Genomic DNA, 23,160 nt, shown 5'->3' with positions numbered 1-23,160 from the left:
AAATGCATGCTCAAATTGCACCCATGGAAATCGGCCCCCCGTCCATGCGCCACGCGGCGTGCCGCCATGGCGGCAGGCGGGCAGTAATGTTAAAAGTAGTGGTTCGTCGGCCATTCACCGGCCCGATCACTATTTAACGCGCATCAAGCGCAGGAATAGACGCGTTTTGAAGAAATCCACTGCATCCCCGACTCCGTTGCCAGTGCCGCTATGGCGCCAGCAGTTGCATTATCGCCTCAAGGAAGGCGCGCTGATTGCCGTCGGTGCGCTGTGCCTGTACCTGTGGATGGCACTGCTGACCTACGACACATCCGACCCAAGCTTTACCCACACCAGCAATGTCGATCAGGTTCAGAACGCTGCTGGCCGCGCCGGCGCGTTCTTCGCCGACATCCTGTTCATGGTGCTTGGCTACTTTGCCTATATCTTTCCTTTGCTGCTGGCGATCAAGACCTGGCAGATCTTCCGTGAACGTCACCAGCCCTGGCAATGGAGTGGGTGGCTGTTCTCCTGGCGTCTGATCGGCTTGGTATTTCTCGTGCTGTCGGGCGCAGCGCTGGCGCACATTCATTTCCATCCGCCCGCCAGTATTCCATTTTCGGCTGGCGGTGCGCTGGGCGAGAGCCTTGGGGAACTGGCACGCAACCTGCTGAACGTGCAGGGCAGCACCTTGATGTTCATCGCGTTGTTCCTGTTCGGCCTGACGGTGTTCACCGACTTGTCCTGGTTCAAGGTCATGGACCTGACCGGCAAGATCACCCTTGATCTGTTCGAGCTGGTCCAAGGCGCCGCGTCGCGCTGGTGGGCCGCGCGCAACGAACGCAAGCGGCTGGTGGCGCAGTTGCGCGAGGTCGATGAGCAGGTCGAGGACGTTGTCGCGCCCGTGGTTGTCGACAAGCGCGAGCAGATCAAGGCGCGCGAACGCATCATCGAACGTGACGAATCCTTGAGCAAGCATGTGGCACAACGCGAGCAGCAGCCCGCACCGGTGATCAACCTGCCGGCACCGGTCAAGGCACCCGAGCCCAGCAAGCGGGTCATGAAAGAAAAACAGGCGCCGCTGTTCGTCGATAGCGCCGTGGAAGGAACGCTCCCATCGATCTCGATTCTCGATCCTGCCGAACAGAAAAAGATCGAGTATTCGCCCGAGTCCCTGGCTGGAGTGGGGCATCTGCTGGAGATCAAGCTCAAGGAGTTCGGGGTCGACGTTTCCGTAGACTCGATCCACCCGGGGCCGGTGATCACTCGCTACGAAATCCAGCCAGCTGCCGGGGTCAAGGTCAGCCGCATCGCCAACCTTGCTAAGGACCTCGCGCGCTCGCTGGCAGTGACCAGCGTGCGGGTGGTGGAGGTCATTCCCGGAAAGACTACCGTCGGTATCGAAATCCCCAACGAAAATCGTCAGATGGTGCGTTTCTCCGAGGTGTTGTCCACGCCTCAGTATGACGAGCAGAAGTCGCCCGTCACGCTGGCGCTGGGCCATGACATCGGCGGCAAGCCAGTCATCACGGACTTGGCCAAGATGCCGCATTTGCTGGTGGCGGGTACCACCGGTTCGGGTAAGTCGGTGGGTGTCAACGCGATGATCCTGTCGATCCTGTTCAAGTCGAGCCCGGAAGACGCGCGGCTGATCATGATCGACCCGAAAATGCTTGAGCTGTCGATTTACGAAGGCATTCCGCACTTGTTGTGCCCGGTCGTCACCGACATGAAGGACGCCGCCAACGCTCTGCGTTGGAGCGTCGCCGAGATGGAGCGCCGCTACAAGCTGATGGCTGCGATGGGCGTACGTAACCTGGCCGGCTTCAACCGCAAGGTCAAAGACGCCCAGGACGCCGGTGAGGTCATCCACGATCCGCTGTACCGCCGTGAAAGCATGGAGGACGAACCTCCGGCGCTGAAAACCCTGCCGACTATCGTGGTGGTGGTCGACGAATTTGCCGACATGATGATGATCGTCGGCAAAAAGGTCGAAGAGCTGATTGCCCGTATCGCCCAGAAGGCGCGTGCAGCCGGCATTCATTTGATTCTCGCTACACAGCGTCCGTCGGTCGATGTGATCACTGGCCTGATCAAGGCCAACATTCCTACGCGTATGGCGTTCCAGGTGTCGAGCAAGATCGACTCGCGGACTATCATCGACCAGGGCGGCGCCGAACAACTGCTCGGCCATGGCGACATGCTCTACATGCCGCCGGGTACCAGTCTGCCCATCCGCGTTCACGGTGCATTCGTTTCCGACGACGAGGTTCACCGCGTTGTAGAGGCGTGGAAGTTGCGCGGTGCCCCTGATTACAACGACGATATCCTCAACGGCGTCGAGGAAGCCGGTAGCGGTTTCGAGGGCGGCGGTGGAGGTGGCGATGGCGACGACTCGGAAACCGACGCGCTCTATGACGAAGCTGTGCAGTTCGTGCTGGAAAGTCGCCGGGCGTCCATTTCGGCAGTACAGCGCAAGCTCAAGATCGGCTACAACCGTGCCGCGCGGATGATCGAGGCGATGGAGATGGCCGGCGTGGTCACTCCAATGAACAGCAACGGCTCGCGGGAAGTGATAGCTCCGGGCGGCCCGCGCGATTGATGATTGTCTTGCCGGGTGCGAAACATCGTGTCCGGCCTATCCACTGCTCAATGAGGACTCCCATGCGCGCAATTCGCATGCTGTTGGTTTCTGCCCTGACCCTGGGCCCGCTCACCGCGTACGCCGGTGAGCAAGACGTACAGCGCCTGACCCAGTTGCTGGAAAAATCCCAGACCATCGAGGCCAATTTTTCCCAACTGACCCTGGATGCCAGCGGCACGAGTCTGCAGGAGACTAAAGGGAAGATGACGGTCAAACGTCCTGGCCTGTTCTACTGGCATACGGATGCTCCACAAGAGCAAGTCGTGGTTTCCGATGGCCAGAAAGTTACCCTGTGGGACCCGGATCTGGAGCAGGCCACGGTGAAGAAGCTTGATGTGCGCCTGAGCCAAACGCCGGCGTTACTGTTGTCCGGTGATGTGTCCAAGATCAGCCAGAGTTTCGATATCGTTTCCAAGGAGCAGGGCGAGGTCATGGATTTCACCCTCAAGCCCAAGACCAAGGACACGTTGTTCGACTCCTTGCGTATTTCTTTCCGCAAGGGGCTGATCAATGACATGCAACTGATCGACAGCGTCGGCCAGCGCACCAATATTCTGTTCAATGGGGTCAGGGCCAACCAGGCGATCCCGGCGAGCACGTTCCAGTTCAAGATCCCGGACGGCGCTGACGTCATCCAGGAGTAACGCGAGGCACCATGGACCTGTTTCGAAGCGAGCCTGTCGCCCAGCCGCTGGCAGCCCGATTGCGTCCGTCCAACCTGGACGAGTACGTGGGCCAGGAGCACCTGCTGGCGCGCGGCAAGCCGCTGCGCGAGGCACTGGAGCAGGGTGCTCTGCACTCGATGATCTTCTGGGGGCCGCCCGGTGTCGGCAAGACCACCTTGGCGCGGCTGCTGGCGCAGTTTTGCGACGCGCATTTCGAAACCGTGTCGGCTGTGCTGGCCGGGGTCAAGGAGATTCGTCAGGCCGTGGAAGTGGCCAAGCAGCAAGCCGGTCAGTACGGTCGACGCACGATTCTATTCGTCGATGAAGTGCACCGCTTCAACAAGTCCCAGCAGGACGCTTTCTTGCCCTATGTGGAAGACGGCACCCTGCTGTTCATCGGCGCTACCACCGAGAACCCCTCCTTCGAGCTGAACAACGCCTTGCTGTCGCGGGCGCGTGTCTATGTACTCAAGAGTCTGGACGAAGCCGCTCTGCGCAAACTGGTCGATCGTGCCCTGAGTGAAGAGCGTGGATTGGGCAAGCGCAATCTACGAGTCGGAGATGAAGCCTTCGCCATGCTCATGGCCGCTGCCGACGGTGACGGTCGGCGCATGCTCAACTTCCTAGAAAATGCCTCGGACCTTGCCGAAGACGGCAGCGAGATCGATGTGCAGATGCTGCAGAGTCTGCTCGGTGATAGTCGACGGCGCTTCGACAAGGGTGGCGAGGCGTTCTATGACCAGATATCGGCTCTGCACAAGTCGGTTCGCGGTTCCAATCCTGACGGCGCGCTGTATTGGTTCGCGCGGATGCTCGATGGCGGTTGCGATCCGCTGTACATCGCCCGTCGTGTGGTGCGCATGGCCAGCGAGGACATCGGTAATGCCGATCCGCGTGCACTGAGCCTGTGTCTGGCGGCCTGGGACGTGCAGGAGCGGCTAGGCAGTCCCGAGGGTGAGTTGGCGGTGGCCCAGGCCATTACCTACCTGGCGTGTGCGCCCAAGAGCAATGCCGTGTACATGGGTTTCAAGACGGCGCTGCGGGAGGCTTCCGAGCACGGTTCGCTGGAGGTTCCGTTACATTTGCGTAACGCACCGACCAAGCTGATGAAGCAGTTGGGCTATGGCGATGAATACCGCTATGCCCACGATGAGCCGGATGCCTATGCGGCAGGTGAGGACTACTTCCCCGATGCCTTGGCGCCGCGGCCCTATTACCAGCCGGTGCCGCGCGGCCTGGAACTGAAGATCGGCGAAAAGCTGCGCCACTTGGCCGAACTGGATCGCAACAGTCCACGGCAACGGAGAAAAACGTGATTGCACTCGTCGTATCGGTCAGCGCTGCGGGCATTGTCGGCACTTTGCTGCGCTTCGCTGCAGGTAACTGGGTCAATGCCCACTGGCCACGGCACTTCTATCTCGCTACGCTTGCGGTCAATCTGGTGGGCTGCCTGATCATCGGCGTGCTCTACGGCGTGTTCCTCAACAAGCCGGGCGTGCCTATCGAGGTACGGGCTGGACTGATCGTCGGCTTCGTCGGTGGCCTGACCACCTTTTCGTCCTTTTCACTGGACACCGTGCGCCTGCTCGAAAGCGGACAGGCGCCGCTGGCATTCGGCTACGCCGCCGCCAGTGTACTGGGCGGCCTGCTCGCGACCTGGGCTGGCCTCGCTCTGACCCGAATCTGAACCAACACCTTCATATAACGAGAGAACGATATGCTCGATGCCAAACTGTTACGCGGCCAACTTCAGGAAGTGGCGGATCGCCTGGCCTCCCGTGGCTTCAGCCTGGATGTCGCGCGCATCGAATCACTGGAAGAGCGTCGCAAATCGGTGCAGACCCGCACCGAGCAGCTGCAGGCCGAGCGTAATGCCCGCTCCAAGTCCATCGGCCAGGCCAAGGCCAAGGGCGAAGACATTGCGCCGCTGATGGCGGATGTCGAGCGCATGGCCAACGAGCTGGCCGCCGGCAAGACCGAACTGGACGAGATCCAGGCCGAGCTGGACGGCATCGTGCTGACCATCCCCAACTTGCCTGATGCCAGCGTACCCGTCGGCCCGGACGAAGAGGCCAACGTCGAGGTGCGTCGCTGGGGTACAGCGCCTGAATTCGATTTCGATATCAAGGATCACGTCGCCCTTGGCGAGATCAGTGGCGGCCTGGACTTCGAAACCGCCGCCAAGCTGTCCGGCGCTCGTTTCGCCTTGCTGCGCGGTCCGATCGCTCGCCTGCATCGAGCCCTGGCGCAGTTCATGATCAATCTGCACACCAGCGAGCATGGCTACGAAGAGGCCTACACCCCGTACCTGGTTCAGGCTCCGGCATTGCAAGGTACCGGTCAGTTGCCGAAGTTCGAGGAAGACCTGTTCAAGATCAGCCGTGAAGGTGAAGCTGACTTCTACCTGATCCCTACCGCCGAAGTGTCGCTGACCAACATCGTTTCCGGCGAAATCCTCGACGCCAAGCAACTGCCGATCAAGTTCGTTGCGCACACTCCCTGTTTCCGCAGCGAGGCGGGTGCGTCGGGTCGTGATACGCGCGGCATGATTCGTCAGCATCAGTTCGACAAGGTCGAGATGGTACAGATCGTCGAACCGGGTAAGTCCATGGAGGCGCTGGAAGGCCTGACCGCCAACGCCGAACGCGTCTTGCAATTACTCGAACTGCCTTACCGAGTATTGGCGCTGTGCACCGGGGACATGGGCTTCAGTGCAGTGAAAACCTATGACCTCGAAGTCTGGGTGCCTAGCCAGGGCAAGTATCGCGAGATCAGCTCCTGCTCCAACTGCGGCGATTTCCAGGCTCGACGCATGCAAGCGCGCTGGCGCAACCCGGAGACTGGCAAGCCGGAGCTCGTGCACACCCTCAATGGCTCGGGCCTGGCCGTGGGCCGTACGCTGGTTGCGGTGCTGGAAAATTACCAGCAGGCTGACGGGTCGATTCGCGTGCCAGAGGTACTCAAGCCCTACATGGGCGGCGTCGAGGTCATTCGCTAAATGAAATACCTGCCACTGTTCCACCGGTTGCAGGGCGGGTGGGTGCTGGTTGTCGGCGGCGGCGAGATCGCCTTGCGCAAGGCGCGTCTGCTGGCAGAGGCCGGCGGCCTGCTGCGAGTGGTGGCGCCTGAGGTCGATGGTCAGCTCGCTACGCTGGCCAGGGAAGGCGGCGGAGAGGTACGGGTGCGCGGATACCAGGTTGGCGACCTGGAAGGTTGTCGGCTGGTGATCGCGGCCACCGACGATGCAGCTCTTAACGCTCAGGTGTCGGCCGATGCGCAGGCCATGAACCTGCCGGTCAATGTGGTGGATGCTCCGGCGCTGTGCACTGTGATCTTCCCGGCAATCGTCGATCGTTCGCCGCTGGTGATCGCGGTGTCCAGTGGCGGCGACGCACCCGTACTGGCACGTCTGATTCGCGCCAAATTCGAGGCCTGGATTCCGTCGGCTTACGGTGAGCTGGCGGGTTTGGCCGCGCGTTTTCGTGACAAGGTCAAAGGTCTCTATCCGGACGTCAACCAGCGGCGGGGCTTCTGGGAAACCGTGTTCCAAGGTCCGATCGCCGAACGTCAATTGGCCGGGCAGGGGGCGGAGGCTGAGCGTCTGTTGCAGGCGATGGTCGACGGTGCGCCTGTTCAGCAAGGGGGTGAGGTGTACTTGGTCGGCGCCGGTCCTGGCGATCCCGATCTGTTGACCTTCCGCGCCTTGCGGCTGATGCAGCAGGCTGATGTCGTGCTGTATGACCGCCTGGTGGCTCCGGCCATCATCGACATGTGCAGGCGCGACGCAGAACGTATCTATGTCGGCAAGCGCCGGGCAGAACACGCGGTGCCCCAGGAGCAGATCAATCGCCTGCTAGTCGATCTGGCCCGTCAAGGCAAGCGTGTATTACGCCTGAAAGGCGGCGACCCATTCATTTTCGGGCGCGGTGGCGAGGAAATCGAAGAGCTCGCAGCAGAGGGTATTCCGTTTCAGGTTGTGCCTGGGATTACCGCAGCCAGCGGCTGTTCGGCGTATGCCGGCATTCCGCTGACCCATCGCGATCACGCCCAATCGGTGCGTTTCGTCACTGGCCATCTCAAAGATGGCACCAGCAACCTGCCGTGGACTGACTTGGTCGCGCCTGCGCAGACGGTAGTGTTCTACATGGGACTGGTCGGGCTACCGGCTATCTGCGCCGAACTGATCCGCCATGGGCGAGCCCCCGGCACACCAGCGGCGCTGGTACAGCAAGGCACGACGCGCAACCAGCGGGTGTTCACCGGCACCTTGGCCGACCTGCCTGAGTTGGTGGCCCGACACGACGTCCACGCTCCAACGCTGGTGATTGTGGGCGAGGTGGTACAACTGCGCGAAAAACTGGCATGGTTCGAAGGCGCACAAAGCAGCTGAATTCTAACGGGGCCGTCGAGCGGCCCCGTTAGGTTCTACCCTTCAAAAATGCCATTACCCGGTAACCGCGTCCGGTCATGTGGCAAGCCGAAATCTTGCTGCGGTCCCTTGGGTACGATGCCATTGGGATTGATGGTCTTGTGGCTGAGGTAATAGTGATTCTGGATATGCTGCATATCCACGGTATCTGCGATTCCTGGCCACTGATACAGCTCCCGTAGCCAGTTCGAGAGGTTGTGGTAATCGGCTACGCGACGCAAGTTGCATTTGAAGTGGCCATGGTACACGGCGTCGAAACGCACCAGCGTTGTGAACAATCGTACATCGGCTTCGGTCAGGTACTCACCGGCCAGGTACCGGCGCGTGTCCAGCAGTGTTTCCAGATGATCCAACTCGTCGAACACCTCGTCGAACGCCTCCTCGTAGGCGTGCTGGGTAGAGGCAAAGCCTGCCCGGTAAACGCCGTTGTTCACGGCCGGGTAAATGCGTTCGTTCAGCGCGTCGATGGTGCTGCGCAGCATCTCGGGATAGAGATCCAGTCGGTTGCCGGTCAGTGCGTCGAAGGCGCTGTTGAAGAGGCGGATGATTTCCGCCGACTCGTTGTTGACGATGCGCTGCTCTTGCTTGTCCCACAGTACCGGCACCGTAACGCGGCCGCTGTAGTGCGGATCGTCCGATGTGTAGCGCTGGTAGAGGTACTGCAATCCATCGAGCGCATCGCCGGTCGAGCCCTGCGCGGTGTCAAAGGTCCAGCCATGCTCGCCCATCAACCAACTGACCACCGAGACGTCGATCAAGGGTTGCAAGCCTTTGAGGGTGCGCATTATCAGGGTGCGATGGGCCCAGGGGCACGCCAGCGAAACGTACAGGTGATAGCGTCCCGCTTCGGCAGCTGGCAAGGCGCCGCGGCGTTGCGAGTCTTCGCGGCGAAAAGCGCCGTCCTTGCTGTTTTCGTACCACTGGTCATGCCAGCGGCCATCGATCAAAAGGCCCATGTGAGCGCTCCAATAGCCAGTCATTGGTGATTGGAGACCAGTCTATGGAATATCGTTCGAGCGATCAGTGCAAAGATCGCCTGCTTTTGATCGATTAATCAGATGTATTGCGCGCCTGCCAAGCATCTCGGGCGTTACTGAAGGCCTGCTCACGGTCTTGTCCGAGCCCACGTAGCGCGAGGGCGATGGTCGCTATGACTGCCAACTCGCCGTAGCTGTCATGCGCCTCTGCGCGCCAGACCGCCAGCAAGTGGTGTGGGTCCAGGCTTGCCGGTTTGACGTGACGCTGGGCGCTTAATGCTGGCCATTCCTCGTCCCAGGCCAGGCTGTCATCGGTGCCATAAAGATGGCTGACAACGTCTGGATTGACCTCGATCTCACCGCCATCGCCCTTGATCACCAGCGCGGAGTCACCGAGCAGTCGACTGGCTTCGCGGTGAACGGCCTGGTAACCCGGATGGAAAATACTCTGTAGGCTGCGGCGAGCGCCGAGCGGATTGAGTACACGGGCCAGCGAGTGGATGGGTGAACGCAGGCCCAAGGTATTGCGCAGGTCGATCATGCGCTGCAATTGCGGTGCCCAGTCTTGCAAGGGGGCGAATGCCAGGCCGCGCTGGTCAAGGCTGTTGGCTACTGCTTGCCAGTCGCGGCACAGAGGGATATCGAGCAGCCCGAGCAACTGCTCAGTATACAAGCGCCCGGCGGTATGAGCGCCGCCGCCGTGCATGAAGATGCGCACGCCGGTGTTGGCCAGGCACTTGGCCGCGAGCAGATACCACGGCAGGTGACGCTTCTTGCCGGCGTAGCTCGGCCAGTCCAGGTCGACCGCCAGGGGTGGTGCTTGCACCTGGCTGCGCAGCGCTTGGGTGAAGCCTGCCAGCTCCTCCGGACTTTCTTCCTTATGTCGCAGCAGCATGAGGAACGCGCCGAGCTGGGTGTCCTCGACCTTGCCTTCGAGCAGCATCGTCATCGCTGCGCGGGCTTCTTCGCGGGTCAGGCCGCGCGCGCCGCGCTTGCCCTTGCCAAGAATGCGCACGAACTCGGCGAAGGGGTGTTCGGCCGGCGTGTGCACGTTAAGCGGGGTCGGGTTCATCGGCTCGCTCATATGCAGTTGGTCGGCTTGGGCAGGCCGGCTAGCTTGGCGGCCAATTTCGCAGGGGTGCCCTTGAACAGACGGTTCAGGTGGGGGCTATTGCCCTTGTCCGGGCCGAGTTTCAGCGCTGCGTACTTGATCAACGGACGGGTAGCGGGAGAGAGTTGGTACTCCTCATAGAACTGACGCAGCAGTTCGAGGACTTCCCAGTGTTCCGCACTGAGGACGATACCTTCTCGTGCGGCCAGCACTTCGGCGACGTCGGTGGACCACGCTTGCAGATCGAGCAGGAAGCCATCCTTGTCCAACCCAATGGTGCGATCGCCAGCAGTCAGGATGCTCATAACCAGGTGTTGACCTTATCGTAGTGCAGCGAGAGTTCGACGAAGGCTGGGTAGTCCACAGCCTGTGCGGGCTCGCCACAAATGGCACGGGCTTGCAGGTCTTCATCAAGCGCGAACAGGCGGCCCTCCAGACCTGCGGACTGCAGCGCGCGGAAGGGTTCGCTATCGGTCTTGAGGGCGTACGTTGCATCACCGCACAGCAGCAATGCGTCATGGGTGCCCAGTAGTCGCAGGCAACTGGTCAGGCGGCTATCACCGAAGGGGGAATGGCTAATGACGTGTAATGTTTTCATCAGAGCGTTATCACTTGATCGAATCGGGCGATGAGGGCTGACAGGGCTGCATCGTCGAGTGCCTGCACAGGTAATTCCAACGAGTGGGTATCCAATCCGCGCGCTTGCAGGCTATGCGCGCAGACGAACAGCTCGTCGACGCCGAACATCGGCAGCGCTTGCAGGTTAGCTGCAAGATTTTTCTGCTGCAGCGCTGCCGGTTGCTGGCCGCTGGCGAGCTGGAACACGCCGTCATCGAGAAACAGCACGCCGATTGGCAAATCGAAGGCGCCCCCGGCTAGGGCGATGTCCAGTGCTTCACGCGCGGTCATACCTGCCCAAGGAGCCTGGCGGGTGATGATCAATAGGGACTTGGCCATTTCAATCGCCTCCGAAACAAACCAGGCGGTCCGCTACTTGCGCAGCTTCATGCAGTTGCCCAAGACCGGACAACTCCCAAGGCTCAGACAGGTTCACGGCAGGGCGTTGGTAGCGGTTGGCCTCTGCTTCGTCGAGCACACCCCGGCGCAGTGCAGCCGCGATGCAGACCACAGCGTCGAGATGATGATCGCTGACGAACGTGCGCCACTGTGCGGCCACATCCCGTTCATCCTGAGGGAAAACGATGGAATTCGAAGTGCTGTGGACGCCGTCTTGATAGAAGAACAGCCGGGTAATCTGGTGCCCGCCGTCCAGCACCGCTTCAGCGAAGCGTAGCGCGCGGCGCGAGGAGGGCGCATGGGCTGGAGAAAACACCGCGATGGCGAATTTCATGGAAAGCTCGGGCAAGGAAATGCGCTCATGATAAAGCAAAAAGCCCGCACCTGTGGGCGCGGGCCTTGTCTGGAGCACGCATAGATCAAGTGCGTGCGTGGGTGTCCGGCAGGAACCAGTTCAACACCAGGGCACAAATACCGCCGGTAGCCACGCCCGATTCCAGTACGTTACGCAGCGCCGCGGGCATATGGGCCAGGAATTCCGGCACTTGCGCAACGCCCAACCCGAGCGCCAGTGACACGGCGATGATCAACAGCGCCCGACGGTCCAGATGTGTACTGGCCAGGATATTGATACCGGAGGCTGCGACCGCACCGAACATTACCATTGCCGCCCCGCCCAGCACCGGTTCAGGCACCGCCTGGATGATTCCCGCCACGGCTGGGAACAGTCCCAGCAGCACCAGCATAAACGCGATCCAGACGCCAATGTGGCGGCTGGCAATGCCGGTGAGCTGAATCACCCCGTTGTTTTGCGCAAAGATCGAACTGGGGAAGGTGTTGAACAGCCCGGCCAGCAGAGAGTTAGCGCCGTTGACCAGTACCCCGCCCTTGATCCGCTGCATCCAGAGCGGTCCCTGGACCGGCTGGCGTGAAACCTTGCTGGTGGCCGTCACATCGCCGATAGCTTCAAGCGAGGTCACCAGGTAGATCACTAGCATCGGAATGAACAGCGCCCAGGAGAAACCCAGGCCGAAGTGCAGAGGTAGTGGAACCTGGAACACTGCGGCCTGATGCATGCCGGTGAAGTCCAGACGGCCCAGATAGCCCGCCAGGGCATAGCCAACCGCCAAGGCAATGACGATGGCGCAGCTGCGCATCCACACCATTGGCACACGGTTGAGCACCACGATGATTGCCAGTACTACGCCTGACAGCAGCAGGTTCTCGGCAGTGGCGAAGGTGCCATTACCCATCGCTGCAAAGCCGCCACCCATGCTGATCAGACCGACCTTGATCAGGGTCAGGCCGATCATCAGCACTACGATACCGGTCACCAGCGGCGTGATAAGACGCTTGATGAACGGCAGGATGCGCGACACGCCCATCTCTACGAACGAGCCGGCGATCACTACGCCAAAGATCGCTGCCATCACGCCCTCGACGGGGGTGCCCTGCTTGACCATCAGCGCGCCACCGGCGATCAGTGGTCCGACGAAGTTGAAGCTGGTGCCCTGCACGATCAGCAGCCCGGCACCGAAGGGGCCGAAGCGTTTGCACTGAACGAAGGTGGCGATGCCGGAGATGACCAGGGACATGGATACGATGAGGTTGGTGTCCCGCGCCGACACCCCCAGTGCTTGGCAGATCAGCAGACCCGGGGTCACGATCGGCACGATGATCGCCAGCAGATGCTGCAACGCAGCCAATAGGCCTATCATCAGTTTCGGCTTGTCCTCGAGGCCGAGAACCAGTTCGTTGGCAGGCGCTGCGGCACCTGACTCGTGTTCGTTTGAGCTCATGGGAAACGCCCGGAAGCAAAAAAGGAACGCATTCTACGGGGCAGGGGGAAGAAGGGATAGAGGAGAGTAGGCATGAAAAAGCCCGCCGAAGCGGGCTTTCCTGGCGATTAGCTAATGTCGATCAGTCGTCACGACCCATGATGCCAAACAGCTGCAGCAGGCTGATGAACAGGTTATAGATCGAAACATACAGGCTAATGGTCGCCATGATGTAGTTACGCTCACCGCCATGGATGATGGCGCTGGTCTGGAACAGAATGCAGACCGAGGAGAACAGCACGAAGCCCGCGCTGATCGCCAGTTGCAGACCGCTGATCTGGAAGAAGAAGCTCGCCACAACGGCGCCCAGCAGTACGAAGAAGCCCGCAGTGATGAAGCCACTGAGGAAGCTCATGTCGCGACGCGTGATCAGTACGTAGGCGGAAAGACCACCGAACACCAGCGCGGTCATGGCAAACGCCGAGCTGACGACTTCAGCACCGCCGGCCATGCCGAGATAGCGGTTGAGGATCGGCCCGAGAATGAAGCCCATGAAGCCGGTGAGGGCGAAGGTGGAGACCAGGCCCCAGACCGAATCGCGCAGCTTGGCAGTTAGGAAGAACAAACCGTAGAAGCCGATCAGCACCACGAACACGTTCGGGTAGCCGACGCGCATCTGCTGGGCGACGAAGGCCATGACACCGCTGAATGCAAGCGTGAGAGCCAGCAGACTGTACGTGTTGCGCAGGACCTTGCTGACCTCCTGCTGCTCGACCTGCTGGCCGTGATGTACGGCGTAATCCTGCTCGCGCATGGCGATACTCCTGTGGATCCTGTGGGTTTGAAACGTTCAGATGCAAAGATCATAACAGAGCCCTCGCAACCGGCGACATAGAGAGTTTGACAGCTTGTTTCATTACGGTATGATTGCCGCCGCTGAACGCGCTGGAAGCGTGGCCGAGTGGTTTAAGGCAACGGTCTTGAAAACCGTCGATGGGCAACTATCCTAGAGTTCGAATCTCTACGCTTCCGCCATATTCAAACCCCCGAGAAATCGGGGGTTTTTGCGTTTACGGACAGAAATAATGCTTTGTTGCCATTCGATGGATTTATGGACTCAAGAGGCCAGCCCTAGCTCGGCCGTTGGGTTGAGTGTCCCTGTCAGGCAATCAATGGATCCGTGATGCCCGCAGGCTCAACCCTGATACGACGTTGGCCAAAGCGAGCACGGATCGAATACTGGTTGCATGTACAGTTTTACTCTGAGACAATCCTGTCTCTTTCCCATGTACACGAGCAGTGATTCTGGGCGAAGGCCTTGAGCCTCGAGTGATCGCCAGCGAGCGAATTGAATGCGGCATTGACCGTACAACAGCATCAATTCTCTTACCGACACCGAGGCAAATTTATGAAAATTGCAAAAAGTATCATTCTTTCCGCTGTGCTGTTTTGCGGTGTTAACGCGCCCCCTCTATGGGCAGCAACTGCACAGTCCTGGAACTTGGCTCGCGACATGTACATTGCAACGGAGCGCGCGGCCCCTGGCTCGCCATGGTCGTTCATGCAGAATAAAACGGCACAGAGTCTGTCAGCCAACTACACGCCCCTACCGACATTCGTCGCGGATACATGTAACGGTGCCAATGTAACGTGCTGGAGAGACGCAAGCACCGGTGCCTACATTAACATCATCAAAAAAAGCTTCACTTTTACGGGTAGTGGCGGAAGCTTCGTCTTCAAGCAGGGCGACGTGGTCACCCATCCAGGTTCCAACAGCGAGACCATTGTCCGCTGGACCAGTCCCATTCATGGAAGCATCAACGTGCTGGGTCGTATCAACGACCTCCATGATGCCTGCGGCGATGGAGTTTCCTGGACCTTGAATTTGGGTGATGTACCGATTCAAAGCGGAAACCTTCCGAATGGCGGTAGTTCGGTGATTAAAGCCGCTAATGTCGGTGTGGATCAGGGCTCAGCCATCTATCTAGCAATCAACAAGAAAGCAGATCACTCCTGTGATGCCACCAGCTTGGATTTGATGATTACTAACTAATCAGCTCTCCCCAATTGATCCGAAAAACCATTCGCCTTCACGGTTCGAGTGGTTTTTTAGACTATCTGTATTCCTTAAGATGGATGTCCGCGCTCTTTTCCACCCCTTTGCAGTAAGGTGCTCAGGGTCACGATGTCTTACTCAGCCATAACTTAGACGGCATTGTTTTGCATTTTTCGTCAAACCTTCTAAAATGCAGCCCCCTTCAAAGGGGTCGTAGTCATCAAGCAAGGAAGTCGATATGCATTTTGTCAAAGCCCTGGGGCTGGCGATGGTCGTCACGCTGGGTGGATGTGCCAGTTTCACCAAGGATGAAGTACCCCACGTAGACTTGCCTTCGATGGCCAGCTACTCGAACAAGCCGAACGTCTATGTAGACTTCGACTTCTTCCAGGGAGACCCTGGTAATGCCAAGGCCAACGAAGTGCCTCAAGCTCGAGACATGCTCAAGCCCGAGCTCAAACGTATCCTCACTGAATCTGGCCTGTTCGGTCGGGTGACACTCGATGAGTTCGAGCGTCAACCGGGTGATGACCGTTTACGGTTGAAGGTCTACAACCATACGCCGAGTGGTGGGCAAGCGGTATTTGCGTTCATCAGCGGCTTGACCCTGACGATCATTCCCGCGCTGGCCACCGACCAGTACACCATGACGCTCGAAACGCTGGATGATCGCGGTCAGGCGCTGGCCAAGTCTTCCAACCACGATGCTATCAACACTTGGATGGGTATCTGGTTCCTGCCTTTGGCGGGAAATACACCAAAGGCGGCTGTGAGTGATACATTCGCCCGTCAGGTCAACGCACTGCTGAAAAGCTGGGTTGAAAAGAATCGGACCAAGTACTCGTCGATTGAAGGCCGCACACCGCGCGCCTGATACAAGAAGAGCCGCTTTTGCGGCTCTTTTTCTTGAGGGCGTAGGCCTATTTCATCGCCCGGATGAATTGCGGGTCGCTGTACAAACTCTTGAGTAGTGCCTGCAACATTGGGTTGTAGTTGTTGGCAGCGGCCGGGATGGCAATTGGACCGAAGAAGCTGCTATCCCATTCGCGGGTCACGTCTTTGGTCGCCTCATAAACGACCTGTCCGCCTCGGCGAAGGGTAAATCGGGCAGCCAGTTCACCTTCGCCATTGGCAAGGCCGGCAGTCAGTTGGCTCTTGATCAACTGGACGTGCAACTCGCGGTCCGCCTGGGGATCGAGCAGGCCTGCGCGGCGCAACTCGTCGTTGATAGCCGTTTGAACATGCGCAGGGATACTGCCAATGGGTGACGATATCGGATTCAGGCGAACCCTCAGCGAATCCTGTCCGGCATCGGCGTTGACTTGAGCGTCGCGCACAGGTTGCAAGGGGGCATGCTGCTTCAGTTGCTGAACGTTCTGGAAGTCAGGTTCGTAGCGGGCCATGGTTACACCGCAGCCTTGTAGCAGAAGGGCACAGAACGGCAGGGTCAAGTAGAGTTTTCTCACAGCGGATCCTTGCTAGCAGGTTAAGGCGCGAGATTATCGATACATAGCACTGAGCTATCAACCACTATAAGCAGGCCTTCGCGGCATATGGCGATGCGTGACGGCGCCGCTGCGGTTAGGATGTCGACCTCCGAAATTCGCACCAGGGAAAACGTCATGACCGCCATTCGTTTGCGCTGCGCCACGCCTGCCGACACGGATCGCTGCTACCAGATAGAAACCCGCGCATACGAAGGCGATGAAGCCGCCACCCGTGAAAAGATCGCCACCCGTATCGCCCAGTACCCTGAAGGGTTTTTGCTGTTGGAGTTGGACGGCCAGATCGCCGGCTTCATCAACAGTGGTTGCGCCCATGACGTCGTGATGTCCGACGAGGCGTTCAAGGAGCTGATCGGGCATGATGCGCAGGCTGCCAATGTGGTGATCATGTCGGTGGTGGTCGATCCGGCGTTCCAGGGGCGTGGACTGGCCGCGCAGTTGATGGCGCGCTTCGTCGAGCAGATGCGCGAGCGCGGCAAGTCGACCATTCATCTGATGTGTAAGGATCGACATGTTGGTCTTTACGAAAAGATGGGCTATCGCTATGTGCAGCCGTCCAGCTCCGAGCATGGCGGGATGGCCTGGCACGAAATGGTCATGGCACTGTAAACCAACGTTGGGCATCTTCTCATTCAGCCAAGGAGTGGCGTGTGAACTACGTGGTCATCGAAAGGCATCGCAGCGAGTATCCGAAACCCATCAGCTTCGCACAGGGCGTGCGCTTGCAGATCGGTCAGCGCTATGAGGGAGACAAAGGCTGGGAGGATTGGTACCTGTGCCACTGTGCAGGTCAGGAGGCGGGATGGGTACCAGCGCAGGTGATAGAGCGCCTGGGAGTCGGCGAGGGCAGGTCGTTGGAGCCGTATTCGGCGCATGAGTTGGACGTCGATCCCGGTCAGGTCATGGTCGGGTTGCGGCCGCTCAATGGCTGGTTGTGGTGCCGCAGGCAGCGCAATGGCGAGCTGGGCTGGCTGCCGATGCACAAGTTGCGTCGACTGGACTGAAAGGCGTGTGCCGCACGGCATCTGATATGCTTTTTTTCCGCAAAGCTGAATCTGTAACCGTATCAGTGCAGGCCTGACAATAGCCCCCAAGCCCTGCAGTGCCAAGCATCATGCGCAGGGCAAGCAGGGCTGCACCGCAACCGTAGTGGGCAGCTCCGCCAATCAGTCCCTACTGTCTCGAGGTTCCAATGGGCAAGCTTGCGTTTTTCCTGGGTGGTTTCCTGCTGCTGACAATTGCGATTGGCCTGCTGGGCACCATTCCTCCGAGTTGAAACTCCCTTTACTACAGCCTTTCGAGCCTGTCTCTGGTTGAGACGGGCTCGCGGCGTTTGTGCGTGAAGCTGTCTCACTGAAAAGCATCAGCGACGGACGCTGTGCGATAAGTCGTTCTCCTGCCTGGGAATTCTGTCCACAGAAAACGTGGGCAGGTCTGTGGATAAAGCGCTGGAGGCCATAGGGGGAGCGGGCTTCGTTAGATTGAGCAGAATTTGTACAGCGTGTGAGGGCTAGCTCAGCGGCGTGACGGCTCCTGATACGGCTCAGGCGGCCGGCGATTCAAATCACCTGGCGCTGGGCCTGCTCCACCCGGTTGCGACCTTGCGCCTTGGCCCGATACAGCGCTTGGTCGGCGTCGGCCAGCAGGTTGTCCAGGCTGGAGGCCGAGCGCTGATCGCTGCAACCGCTGATGCCGATGCTCACGGTGACGCGCAGTTGCTCTTCGCCCCCACGCACCTGCAATTCCTGAACGGCGCGGCGCAAGCGTTCGGCGGTGAAGCTGGCCTGTTCCGGGAGCAGCCCCGGCACGACGATTGCGAACTCCTCGCCGCCCAGGCGGGCAAGCAGTTCGCCATCATGCAACTGCGCCTGCAGTACCTGGGCGCATTCACGCAGAACCTGATCTCCAACCGCATGGCCATGCCGGTCGTTGATCGCCTTGAAATGGTCGATGTCGAGCATCATCAGGGTCAAAGGCAGCCTCTGACTGTGCTGTCGACGGCCTTCCAGCAAGGCGTTCGCTTGTCGGGTGAAAGCACTGCGGGTGAGGGCACCGGTGAGGTGATCGACGTTCGCCTGGTGAGCCAGGCGCGCCAGCAGCGCGCGGTTGGCGTGGCTGATACACGCCACGATCAACGGGCCGAGCACCAGCATGGCGATGCCCAGCCGTGCGGACATCAAGGCGGTCACTCCGGCCTGGCTCTGCGGCATGCTGAAGTGCATGAGGTTCTGTGCAACCGCCACGATCAGCGTGCTTCCTGCGGTCAGGGTCAACAGCGAAAGCAGGAACGGTGAATAGCTCAGGGCGCACCACAGCAAGGCCGAGATCGGGAAGGCGATCGCACCCGGACCGCCGAAGCCGATGCTCAGGGCCAACGAGGCCAGCAGCATGAGCAGGGGAGACAGGCTGATCCGCTGGCCACTGCTGCGCAGCAGGGCAGGCAGGGAAGGCGCGGTGAGCATGATCGGCAAGACCAGCACGCTGGTGGAGAACTGCTCGCTGAACCAGGCCATCCAGGTCGAGCGCAGCGATTGGTCGAACCAGGGTGTTGCCATAAGGCAGGCGAGCGTGGCGGCGACCATCGCGCCGGCCGCACAGGCGGCGAACGTGCGCAGTACGCCATGAGGGGTGCGTAGACGCCGATGCTGGCGCGGCAAGTTGACCAACAGACGCCAGAAGGTGATGACTGCGCCAACATTGCACAGGTTGAACCACAGTGCCGGATACCATTGACTGCCGCACAACAGATCGGCACCCACCATCGCCAGGTACATCAGCGCAATGCCGACGAAACTGCCGTGGCGAGGATGGCGGAGCAGTACTCCGGCCAGCACCGCGTTCACAGGCCAGAACAGCGACAGCGATTCGATCGGCCGGGCCAGGATACCCCCGAGGGTCAAGGCGAAGGTCAGACCGAACAGCAGCAACGCAGGCAACAGGCGCGAATGGGCTGGAAAAACCATGAGCTCGACCACAAGCGAAAAGGTAGACCAGGACGACTGCGGCAACACCTGGGGCACGGCGTGAAGTGTGGTTCAAGCGATGAATTGATGTCAATTGGATATTATTTGGCACCTATCCTCGGTGATATCCGTTCATCGCGGCTCGAGTTTGAGCGTTGTGTGCTACAGACCATAAAACCAGGGCACCATGACCACACTGACGACCATGACCAGCAGTGTGAACGGCACGCCCACTTTGACGAAATCGGCGAAGCGGTATTGCCCGGGGCCCAGCACCAAGGTGTTGACTGGTGAGGAGACGGGCGTCATGAAGGCTGCCGAGGCAGCCAACGCCACGATCATGGCGAAGGGATAGGGCGACAGGCCCAGTTGTTGCGCCGTGCTGACTGCCACCGGGGCCATCAACACTGCGGTGGCGGTATTGGAGATGAACAAGCCGATCAGCGCCGTAAGGGCGAACAGGCAGGCGAGTATGGCCTGCGGCCCGGCGCCACCGAGCAGACTCACCAGCGCCGTCACCGCCAGGTCGATACCCCCGGTCTTCTGCAGGGCCAGGGCGAACGGCAGCATGCCGACGATCAGCACCAGGCTCTGCCAGTGGATGGCACGATAGGCGCTGTTCATGTCGATACAGCGCCCGGCGCCCATCAGCAGACAGCCGATCAGTGCCGCGATGACATTGGGCACCAGGCCACTCACCATCAAGGCGATCATCACTGCCAGGCTGGCCAGCGCCTGCGGCGCCCTGGCGCGAGCTGGCGCCACCTGGTCGATTTCCGCAGGCAGGCTCAGGACGATGAAGTCCCGAGGCTCGGCTTGCAACTGGCGTACCGATTTCCACGGGCCGATGACCAGCAGGGTATCGCCCAGGCGCAGCTTCTCTTCTACCAGGGGCGTCTGCACTGCGTTCTGCTCGCGGCGCAGGCCGACGACGTTGAGGCCGTAGCGGCTACGGAAGCTCAGTTCGAGGAGGTTTTTGCCGATCAGTTGCGAACCCGGCGGCAGCGATACCTCAGCCATGCCCACGTCCTGCGATTGATCGATGAAGTAGGCGGCCTTGAAATGCAGGGGTTCGAGCTGCATGGCCTGGCACAGGCTGCGCAGGTTGTCGTGATTGGCGAACAGATCGAGCAGCAGCACATCGCCTTGATGCAGCACAGTGCCGGAATCAGCAGCGATCACCCGGGTGGTGAACTTGTGCTGGCGTTCGATACCGACCACATTGGCGCCGTGTCGAGTCCGCAGTTCGAGTTCGCCGAGGGTATGTCCGATCAGGGGCGAGTGCGGGCGAATGCGCAGGCGGCGCTCGCGACCACTGAGTTTGTAGTCCAGCACCAGGTCGAGCAGGGTCCGGCGAGTCTCGCTGCGTCCGTCCTTGCGTACCTCACCGTTGAGCCAATGGCGAGTCAGCAGCATGTAGCCGATGCCGAGCACCAGCACCACCAGCCCGAACGGGGTGAAACTGAAGAAGCTGAAACCGGCCAGGCCATGGCGCACCAGTTCGCTGTGCACCACCACGTTGGGCGGCGTCGCCACCAGGCTGAGCATGCCGCTGATCAGACCGGCGAAGCTCAACGGCATCATCAGCCGGCTGGGCGACAGCTTCAGGCGCGCGGCAATGCTCAGCACCACCGGGATGAAGATCGCTACCACGCCGGTGGAACTCATCACTGCACCAAGCCCGGCCACCGCCACCATCAGCAGCACCAGTAAGCGCGCCTCGCTGCGGCCGGCGCGTTCGCTCATCCACTCGCCGATACGGTAGGCGATGCCGGTACGCACCAGACCTTCGCCGATCACGAACAAGGCCGCGATCAGCACCACGTTCGGATCGCTGAAGCCTGCCAGGGCCTGTTCGACGGTGAGAATGCCGGAGAGTGGCAGGAACAGAATCACCAGCAGCGCCACCACGTCCATGCGCGGACGGTTGACGATGAACAGGGTGACGACGACAGCGAGCAGGCCGAGGACCAGTAGCAGGTCAGAGGACATGGGGCAGGGTGATCCTTCACGGTTGAACAGGGAATGAAGCGCCACAGTGTGCCATGTGCACCGACAGGCGTCGTTGACGTGCTGCAGGATTTGTCCGGCTGGGCAGCTCGCGCCTCTACCGATGGCGCAAAGAGGAGGTTGTCGTGGTCACACGCAGAACGAACCGAAGCGCTTTCCCAAGGAGTCCCAATGCCCGCGCACATCGAAGACTATGCTTTGCTCGGCAATTGCCGCAGCGCCGCCCTGGTCAGCCGCGATGGCTCGATCGACTGGTTGTGCCTGCCGCGTTTCGACGCACCTGCGGTATTTGCTGCCCTGTTGGGTAATGAGGAGAACGGACGCTGGCGCCTGGCGCCCAGCGATCCTGTGCAGCAGTGCATGCGGCGCTACCTGGATGACACGCTGGTGCTGGAAACCGTATGGACCACCGCCGCGGGTCAGGCGCGGGTGCTGGATTGCATGCCCATGGGCGAACAGAACGCCGTAGTGCGTATCGTCGAGGGCATTTCCGGGCAGACCCACTTCGAACTCGATCTGGTAATGCGCTTCGATTATGGCCGCAGCGTGCCGTGGGTGGAGCGGCTCGATCCGCTGAGTCTCAGCGCGGTCGCCGGGCCCGACCGGCTTATCCTGCGTAGCACGGTGGGTTTGCATGCCATGGACCACCACAGCGTCTGTCGATTCCGTGTCGGCGCGGGCGAACGCCAGGTGTTCGCCTTGCGTCATCAGCCTTCGCACCTGCCGGACGAGGCGGACTTCGACGCCGACGAGGCGCTGGCCCACACCATCAGCCATTGGCGGTCATTCGCTGCACGCTGCCCCGACATCGGCCCGAACAGCGCGCTGGTGCGTCGTTCGCTGTTGACCCTCAAGGCGCTGACCTACGCCCCGACCGGTGGGATCGTCGCTGCGGCCACCACCTCGTTACCCGAGCGTATCGGCGGCGAACGCAATTGGGACTACCGGTTCTGCTGGCTGCGCGATGCGACCATGACCCTGCTGGCGTTCATGAACCTCGGTTACTTCGACGAAGCCCAGGCGTGGCGCGAATGGCTGCTGCGCTCGGTGGCCGGCAATCCGGAACAGATGCAGATCATGTATGGCCTGGCGGGCGAGCGCGACCTGGCCGAGTTCACCTTGCCCTGGCTGGCCGGGTATGAGCATTCCAGTCCCGTGCGGATCGGCAATGCCGCCTCCGGGCAGCGGCAACTGGACATTTATGGCGAGGTGGCCGATGCCATGAGTCAGGCGCTCAAAGGGGGTCTACCACGACACCCGCGCAGCGCCGCCATCGCGCGGTTGATCATGCCCTACGTCGAGAGCATCTGGCGTGAACCGGACGAGGGCATCTGGGAGGTGCGCGGCGGGCGCCAGCACTTCGTGCATTCGAAGGTCATGGCCTGGGTTGCCTTCGACCGCGCGGCGAGTCTGGCTGAAACCACCGAAGAAGGCCGCGAGCAGGGACAGCATTACCGCCGGGTGGCCGAGCAGATTCACCGCGAGGTTTGTGAACAGGGACTCGATGCCAGTGGTCAGCATTTCGTCCAGGCCTACGGCTCCAAGGATCTGGATGCCAGCCTGTTGCAGATTGCGCTCACCGGTTTTTTGCCTGCCGAGGATCCGCGCTTTTTGCGCACGCTCGAGCAGATCGAGCAGCGGCTGATGAACAACGGCCTGTTGCTGCGCTACGACACCGACAGTGGCGGCGATGGCCTGACACCTGGGGAAGGTACCTTCCTGGTCTGTTCGTTCTGGCTGGCGGACGTTTATGTGTTGCTGGGGCGCCAGGAGCAGGCTCAGGCGTTGTATGACCATTTGACCGGACTGTGCAACGACGTCGGTCTGTTGGCCGAGCAATACGATCCGATCGGGCAGCGCATGCTGGGTAACTTCCCCCAGGCGTTCAGTCACATCGGTATCATCAACACCGCGCTCAATCTGCACAGGGCGCAGTGTCCGGCAAGGGATCGCGCGAGCAGCGGTTGACCTCGGCTGAACGATGCCTGGTGCAGTGCCTGCTCCTGAAACAAGACACCCCGCCGAA

Annotated in this window: 22 protein-coding genes and 1 tRNA gene; 12 read left to right on the top strand and 11 right to left on the bottom strand. The window is 60.5% G+C overall.

Annotation, left to right across the window (positions count from 1 at the left end; all coding sequences use genetic code 11):
• Positions 1 to 166 precede the first annotated feature (166 nt).
• From ftsK to cysG, 6 genes are all read left to right on the top strand, one after another.
• Positions 167 to 2,581, top strand: a complete 2,415-nt coding sequence (ftsK, locus tag NJ69_RS09490; RefSeq protein ID WP_080754738.1) for a DNA translocase FtsK — start codon at positions 167 to 169, stop codon at positions 2,579 to 2,581.
• 62 nt (positions 2,582 to 2,643) lie between these two features.
• Positions 2,644 to 3,267: an outer membrane lipoprotein chaperone LolA gene (lolA, locus tag NJ69_RS09485; protein WP_029614445.1), complete on the top strand. Its 624-nt coding sequence runs from the start codon at positions 2,644 to 2,646 to the stop codon at positions 3,265 to 3,267.
• 11 nt (positions 3,268 to 3,278) lie between these two features.
• Positions 3,279 to 4,604 (top strand): replication-associated recombination protein A, encoded by a 1,326-nt coding sequence (locus NJ69_RS09480; protein WP_029614446.1) that lies wholly within the window; start codon positions 3,279 to 3,281, stop codon positions 4,602 to 4,604.
• Positions 4,601 to 4,975 carry a fluoride efflux transporter CrcB gene (crcB, locus tag NJ69_RS09475; protein WP_029614447.1) on the top strand — a complete coding sequence of 125 codons (375 nt, stop codon included), beginning with the start codon at positions 4,601 to 4,603 and terminating at the stop codon, positions 4,973 to 4,975. The genes NJ69_RS09480 and crcB overlap by 4 nt, the downstream gene beginning before the upstream one ends.
• A 30-nt stretch (positions 4,976 to 5,005) precedes the next feature.
• Positions 5,006 to 6,286 carry a serine--tRNA ligase gene (gene serS / locus NJ69_RS09470; RefSeq protein WP_029614448.1) on the top strand — a complete coding sequence of 427 codons (1,281 nt, stop codon included), beginning with the start codon at positions 5,006 to 5,008 and terminating at the stop codon, positions 6,284 to 6,286.
• Positions 6,287 to 7,678: a siroheme synthase CysG gene (gene cysG, locus NJ69_RS09465; RefSeq protein WP_039578426.1), complete on the top strand. Its 1,392-nt coding sequence runs from the start codon at positions 6,287 to 6,289 to the stop codon at positions 7,676 to 7,678.
• Positions 7,679 to 7,713: 35 nt separating this feature from the next.
• Here cysG and NJ69_RS09460 read toward each other — a convergent pair whose 3' ends face one another.
• From NJ69_RS09460 to NJ69_RS09425, 8 genes are all read right to left on the bottom strand, one after another.
• Positions 7,714 to 8,673 carry a glutathione S-transferase family protein gene (locus NJ69_RS09460; protein WP_039578424.1) on the bottom strand — a complete coding sequence of 320 codons (960 nt, stop codon included), beginning with the start codon at positions 8,671 to 8,673 and terminating at the stop codon, positions 7,714 to 7,716.
• 94 nt (positions 8,674 to 8,767) lie between these two features.
• A complete protein-coding gene (locus NJ69_RS09455) occupies positions 8,768 to 9,766 on the bottom strand; it encodes a glycosyl transferase family protein (RefSeq protein WP_432416632.1) in 999 nt (332 codons plus the stop codon).
• Between the two features lie 8 nt (positions 9,767 to 9,774).
• On the bottom strand, positions 9,775 to 10,110 hold the full coding sequence (locus tag NJ69_RS09450; protein ID WP_029614450.1) for a TusE/DsrC/DsvC family sulfur relay protein: 336 nt from the start codon (positions 10,108 to 10,110) through the stop codon (positions 9,775 to 9,777).
• Complete coding sequence (tusB, locus tag NJ69_RS09445; RefSeq protein ID WP_039578419.1) at positions 10,107 to 10,403, bottom strand: sulfurtransferase complex subunit TusB; 297 nt, start codon at positions 10,401 to 10,403, stop codon at positions 10,107 to 10,109. Before tusB ends, NJ69_RS09450 begins: the two co-directional genes overlap by 4 nt.
• Positions 10,403 to 10,762: a sulfurtransferase complex subunit TusC gene (gene tusC, locus NJ69_RS09440; protein ID WP_039578416.1), complete on the bottom strand. Its 360-nt coding sequence runs from the start codon at positions 10,760 to 10,762 to the stop codon at positions 10,403 to 10,405. The genes tusB and tusC overlap by 1 nt, the downstream gene beginning before the upstream one ends.
• 1 nt (position 10,763) lies before the next feature.
• A complete protein-coding gene (gene tusD / locus NJ69_RS09435) occupies positions 10,764 to 11,156 on the bottom strand; it encodes a sulfurtransferase complex subunit TusD (protein WP_039578413.1) in 393 nt (130 codons plus the stop codon).
• Between the two features lie 85 nt (positions 11,157 to 11,241).
• Positions 11,242 to 12,621 (bottom strand): nucleobase:cation symporter-2 family protein, encoded by a 1,380-nt coding sequence (locus NJ69_RS09430; protein WP_039578410.1) that lies wholly within the window; start codon positions 12,619 to 12,621, stop codon positions 11,242 to 11,244.
• A gap of 121 nt (positions 12,622 to 12,742) precedes the next feature.
• Complete coding sequence (locus tag NJ69_RS09425) at positions 12,743 to 13,414, bottom strand: Bax inhibitor-1/YccA family protein (RefSeq protein WP_029614455.1); 672 nt, start codon at positions 13,412 to 13,414, stop codon at positions 12,743 to 12,745.
• A 133-nt stretch (positions 13,415 to 13,547) separates the two neighbouring features.
• On the opposite strand from NJ69_RS09425, the gene NJ69_RS09420 reads away from it, so the two are divergent.
• The 3 genes from NJ69_RS09420 (at position 13,548) to NJ69_RS09410 (ending at position 15,530) form a co-directional block, all read left to right on the top strand.
• Positions 13,548 to 13,635, top strand: a tRNA-Ser gene (locus tag NJ69_RS09420).
• Positions 13,636 to 14,008: 373 nt separating this feature from the next.
• Positions 14,009 to 14,653, top strand: coding sequence for a hypothetical protein (locus tag NJ69_RS09415; RefSeq protein ID WP_039578407.1), 645 nt, complete (start codon positions 14,009 to 14,011; stop codon positions 14,651 to 14,653).
• Positions 14,654 to 14,894: 241 nt separating this feature from the next.
• Entirely contained in the window at positions 14,895 to 15,530 is a 636-nt protein-coding gene (locus NJ69_RS09410) for a hypothetical protein (protein ID WP_039578403.1), read from the top strand.
• Between the two features lie 46 nt (positions 15,531 to 15,576).
• On the opposite strand, the gene NJ69_RS09405 is transcribed toward NJ69_RS09410, so the two are convergent.
• Entirely contained in the window at positions 15,577 to 16,122 is a 546-nt protein-coding gene (locus NJ69_RS09405) for a hypothetical protein (protein ID WP_039578400.1), read from the bottom strand.
• 156 nt (positions 16,123 to 16,278) lie between these two features.
• Between NJ69_RS09405 and NJ69_RS09400 the strand changes: the two genes are divergently transcribed.
• Together NJ69_RS09400 and NJ69_RS09395 are read left to right on the top strand one after the other, a co-directional pair.
• Complete coding sequence (locus NJ69_RS09400; RefSeq protein ID WP_039578396.1) at positions 16,279 to 16,770, top strand: GNAT family N-acetyltransferase; 492 nt, start codon at positions 16,279 to 16,281, stop codon at positions 16,768 to 16,770.
• 41 nt (positions 16,771 to 16,811) lie between these two features.
• Entirely contained in the window at positions 16,812 to 17,165 is a 354-nt protein-coding gene (locus NJ69_RS09395; RefSeq protein ID WP_039578394.1) for an SH3 domain-containing protein, read from the top strand.
• Positions 17,166 to 17,720: 555 nt separating this feature from the next.
• On the opposite strand, the gene NJ69_RS09390 is transcribed toward NJ69_RS09395, so the two are convergent.
• Both NJ69_RS09390 and NJ69_RS09385 read right to left on the bottom strand, forming a co-directional pair.
• Positions 17,721 to 19,124: a GGDEF domain-containing protein gene (locus NJ69_RS09390; protein WP_039583219.1), complete on the bottom strand. Its 1,404-nt coding sequence runs from the start codon at positions 19,122 to 19,124 to the stop codon at positions 17,721 to 17,723.
• Positions 19,125 to 19,286: 162 nt separating this feature from the next.
• Positions 19,287 to 21,116, bottom strand: a complete 1,830-nt coding sequence (locus NJ69_RS09385; protein ID WP_039578391.1) for an SLC13 family permease — start codon at positions 21,114 to 21,116, stop codon at positions 19,287 to 19,289.
• A 189-nt stretch (positions 21,117 to 21,305) separates the two neighbouring features.
• Here NJ69_RS09385 and NJ69_RS09380 point away from each other — a divergent pair, with 189 nt between their 5' ends.
• Positions 21,306 to 23,102, top strand: coding sequence for a glycoside hydrolase family 15 protein (locus tag NJ69_RS09380; RefSeq protein ID WP_039578388.1), 1,797 nt, complete (start codon positions 21,306 to 21,308; stop codon positions 23,100 to 23,102).
• The last annotated feature ends 58 nt before the right edge of the window (positions 23,103 to 23,160 follow it).

Source organism: Pseudomonas parafulva (assembly GCF_000800255.1).
GTDB classification, from domain to species: Bacteria; Pseudomonadota; Gammaproteobacteria; order Pseudomonadales; family Pseudomonadaceae; genus Aquipseudomonas; species Aquipseudomonas boreofloridensis.
Note: the sequence above shows the minus strand (reverse complement) of the source record. Positions and strands in the feature narration are given on the sequence as shown.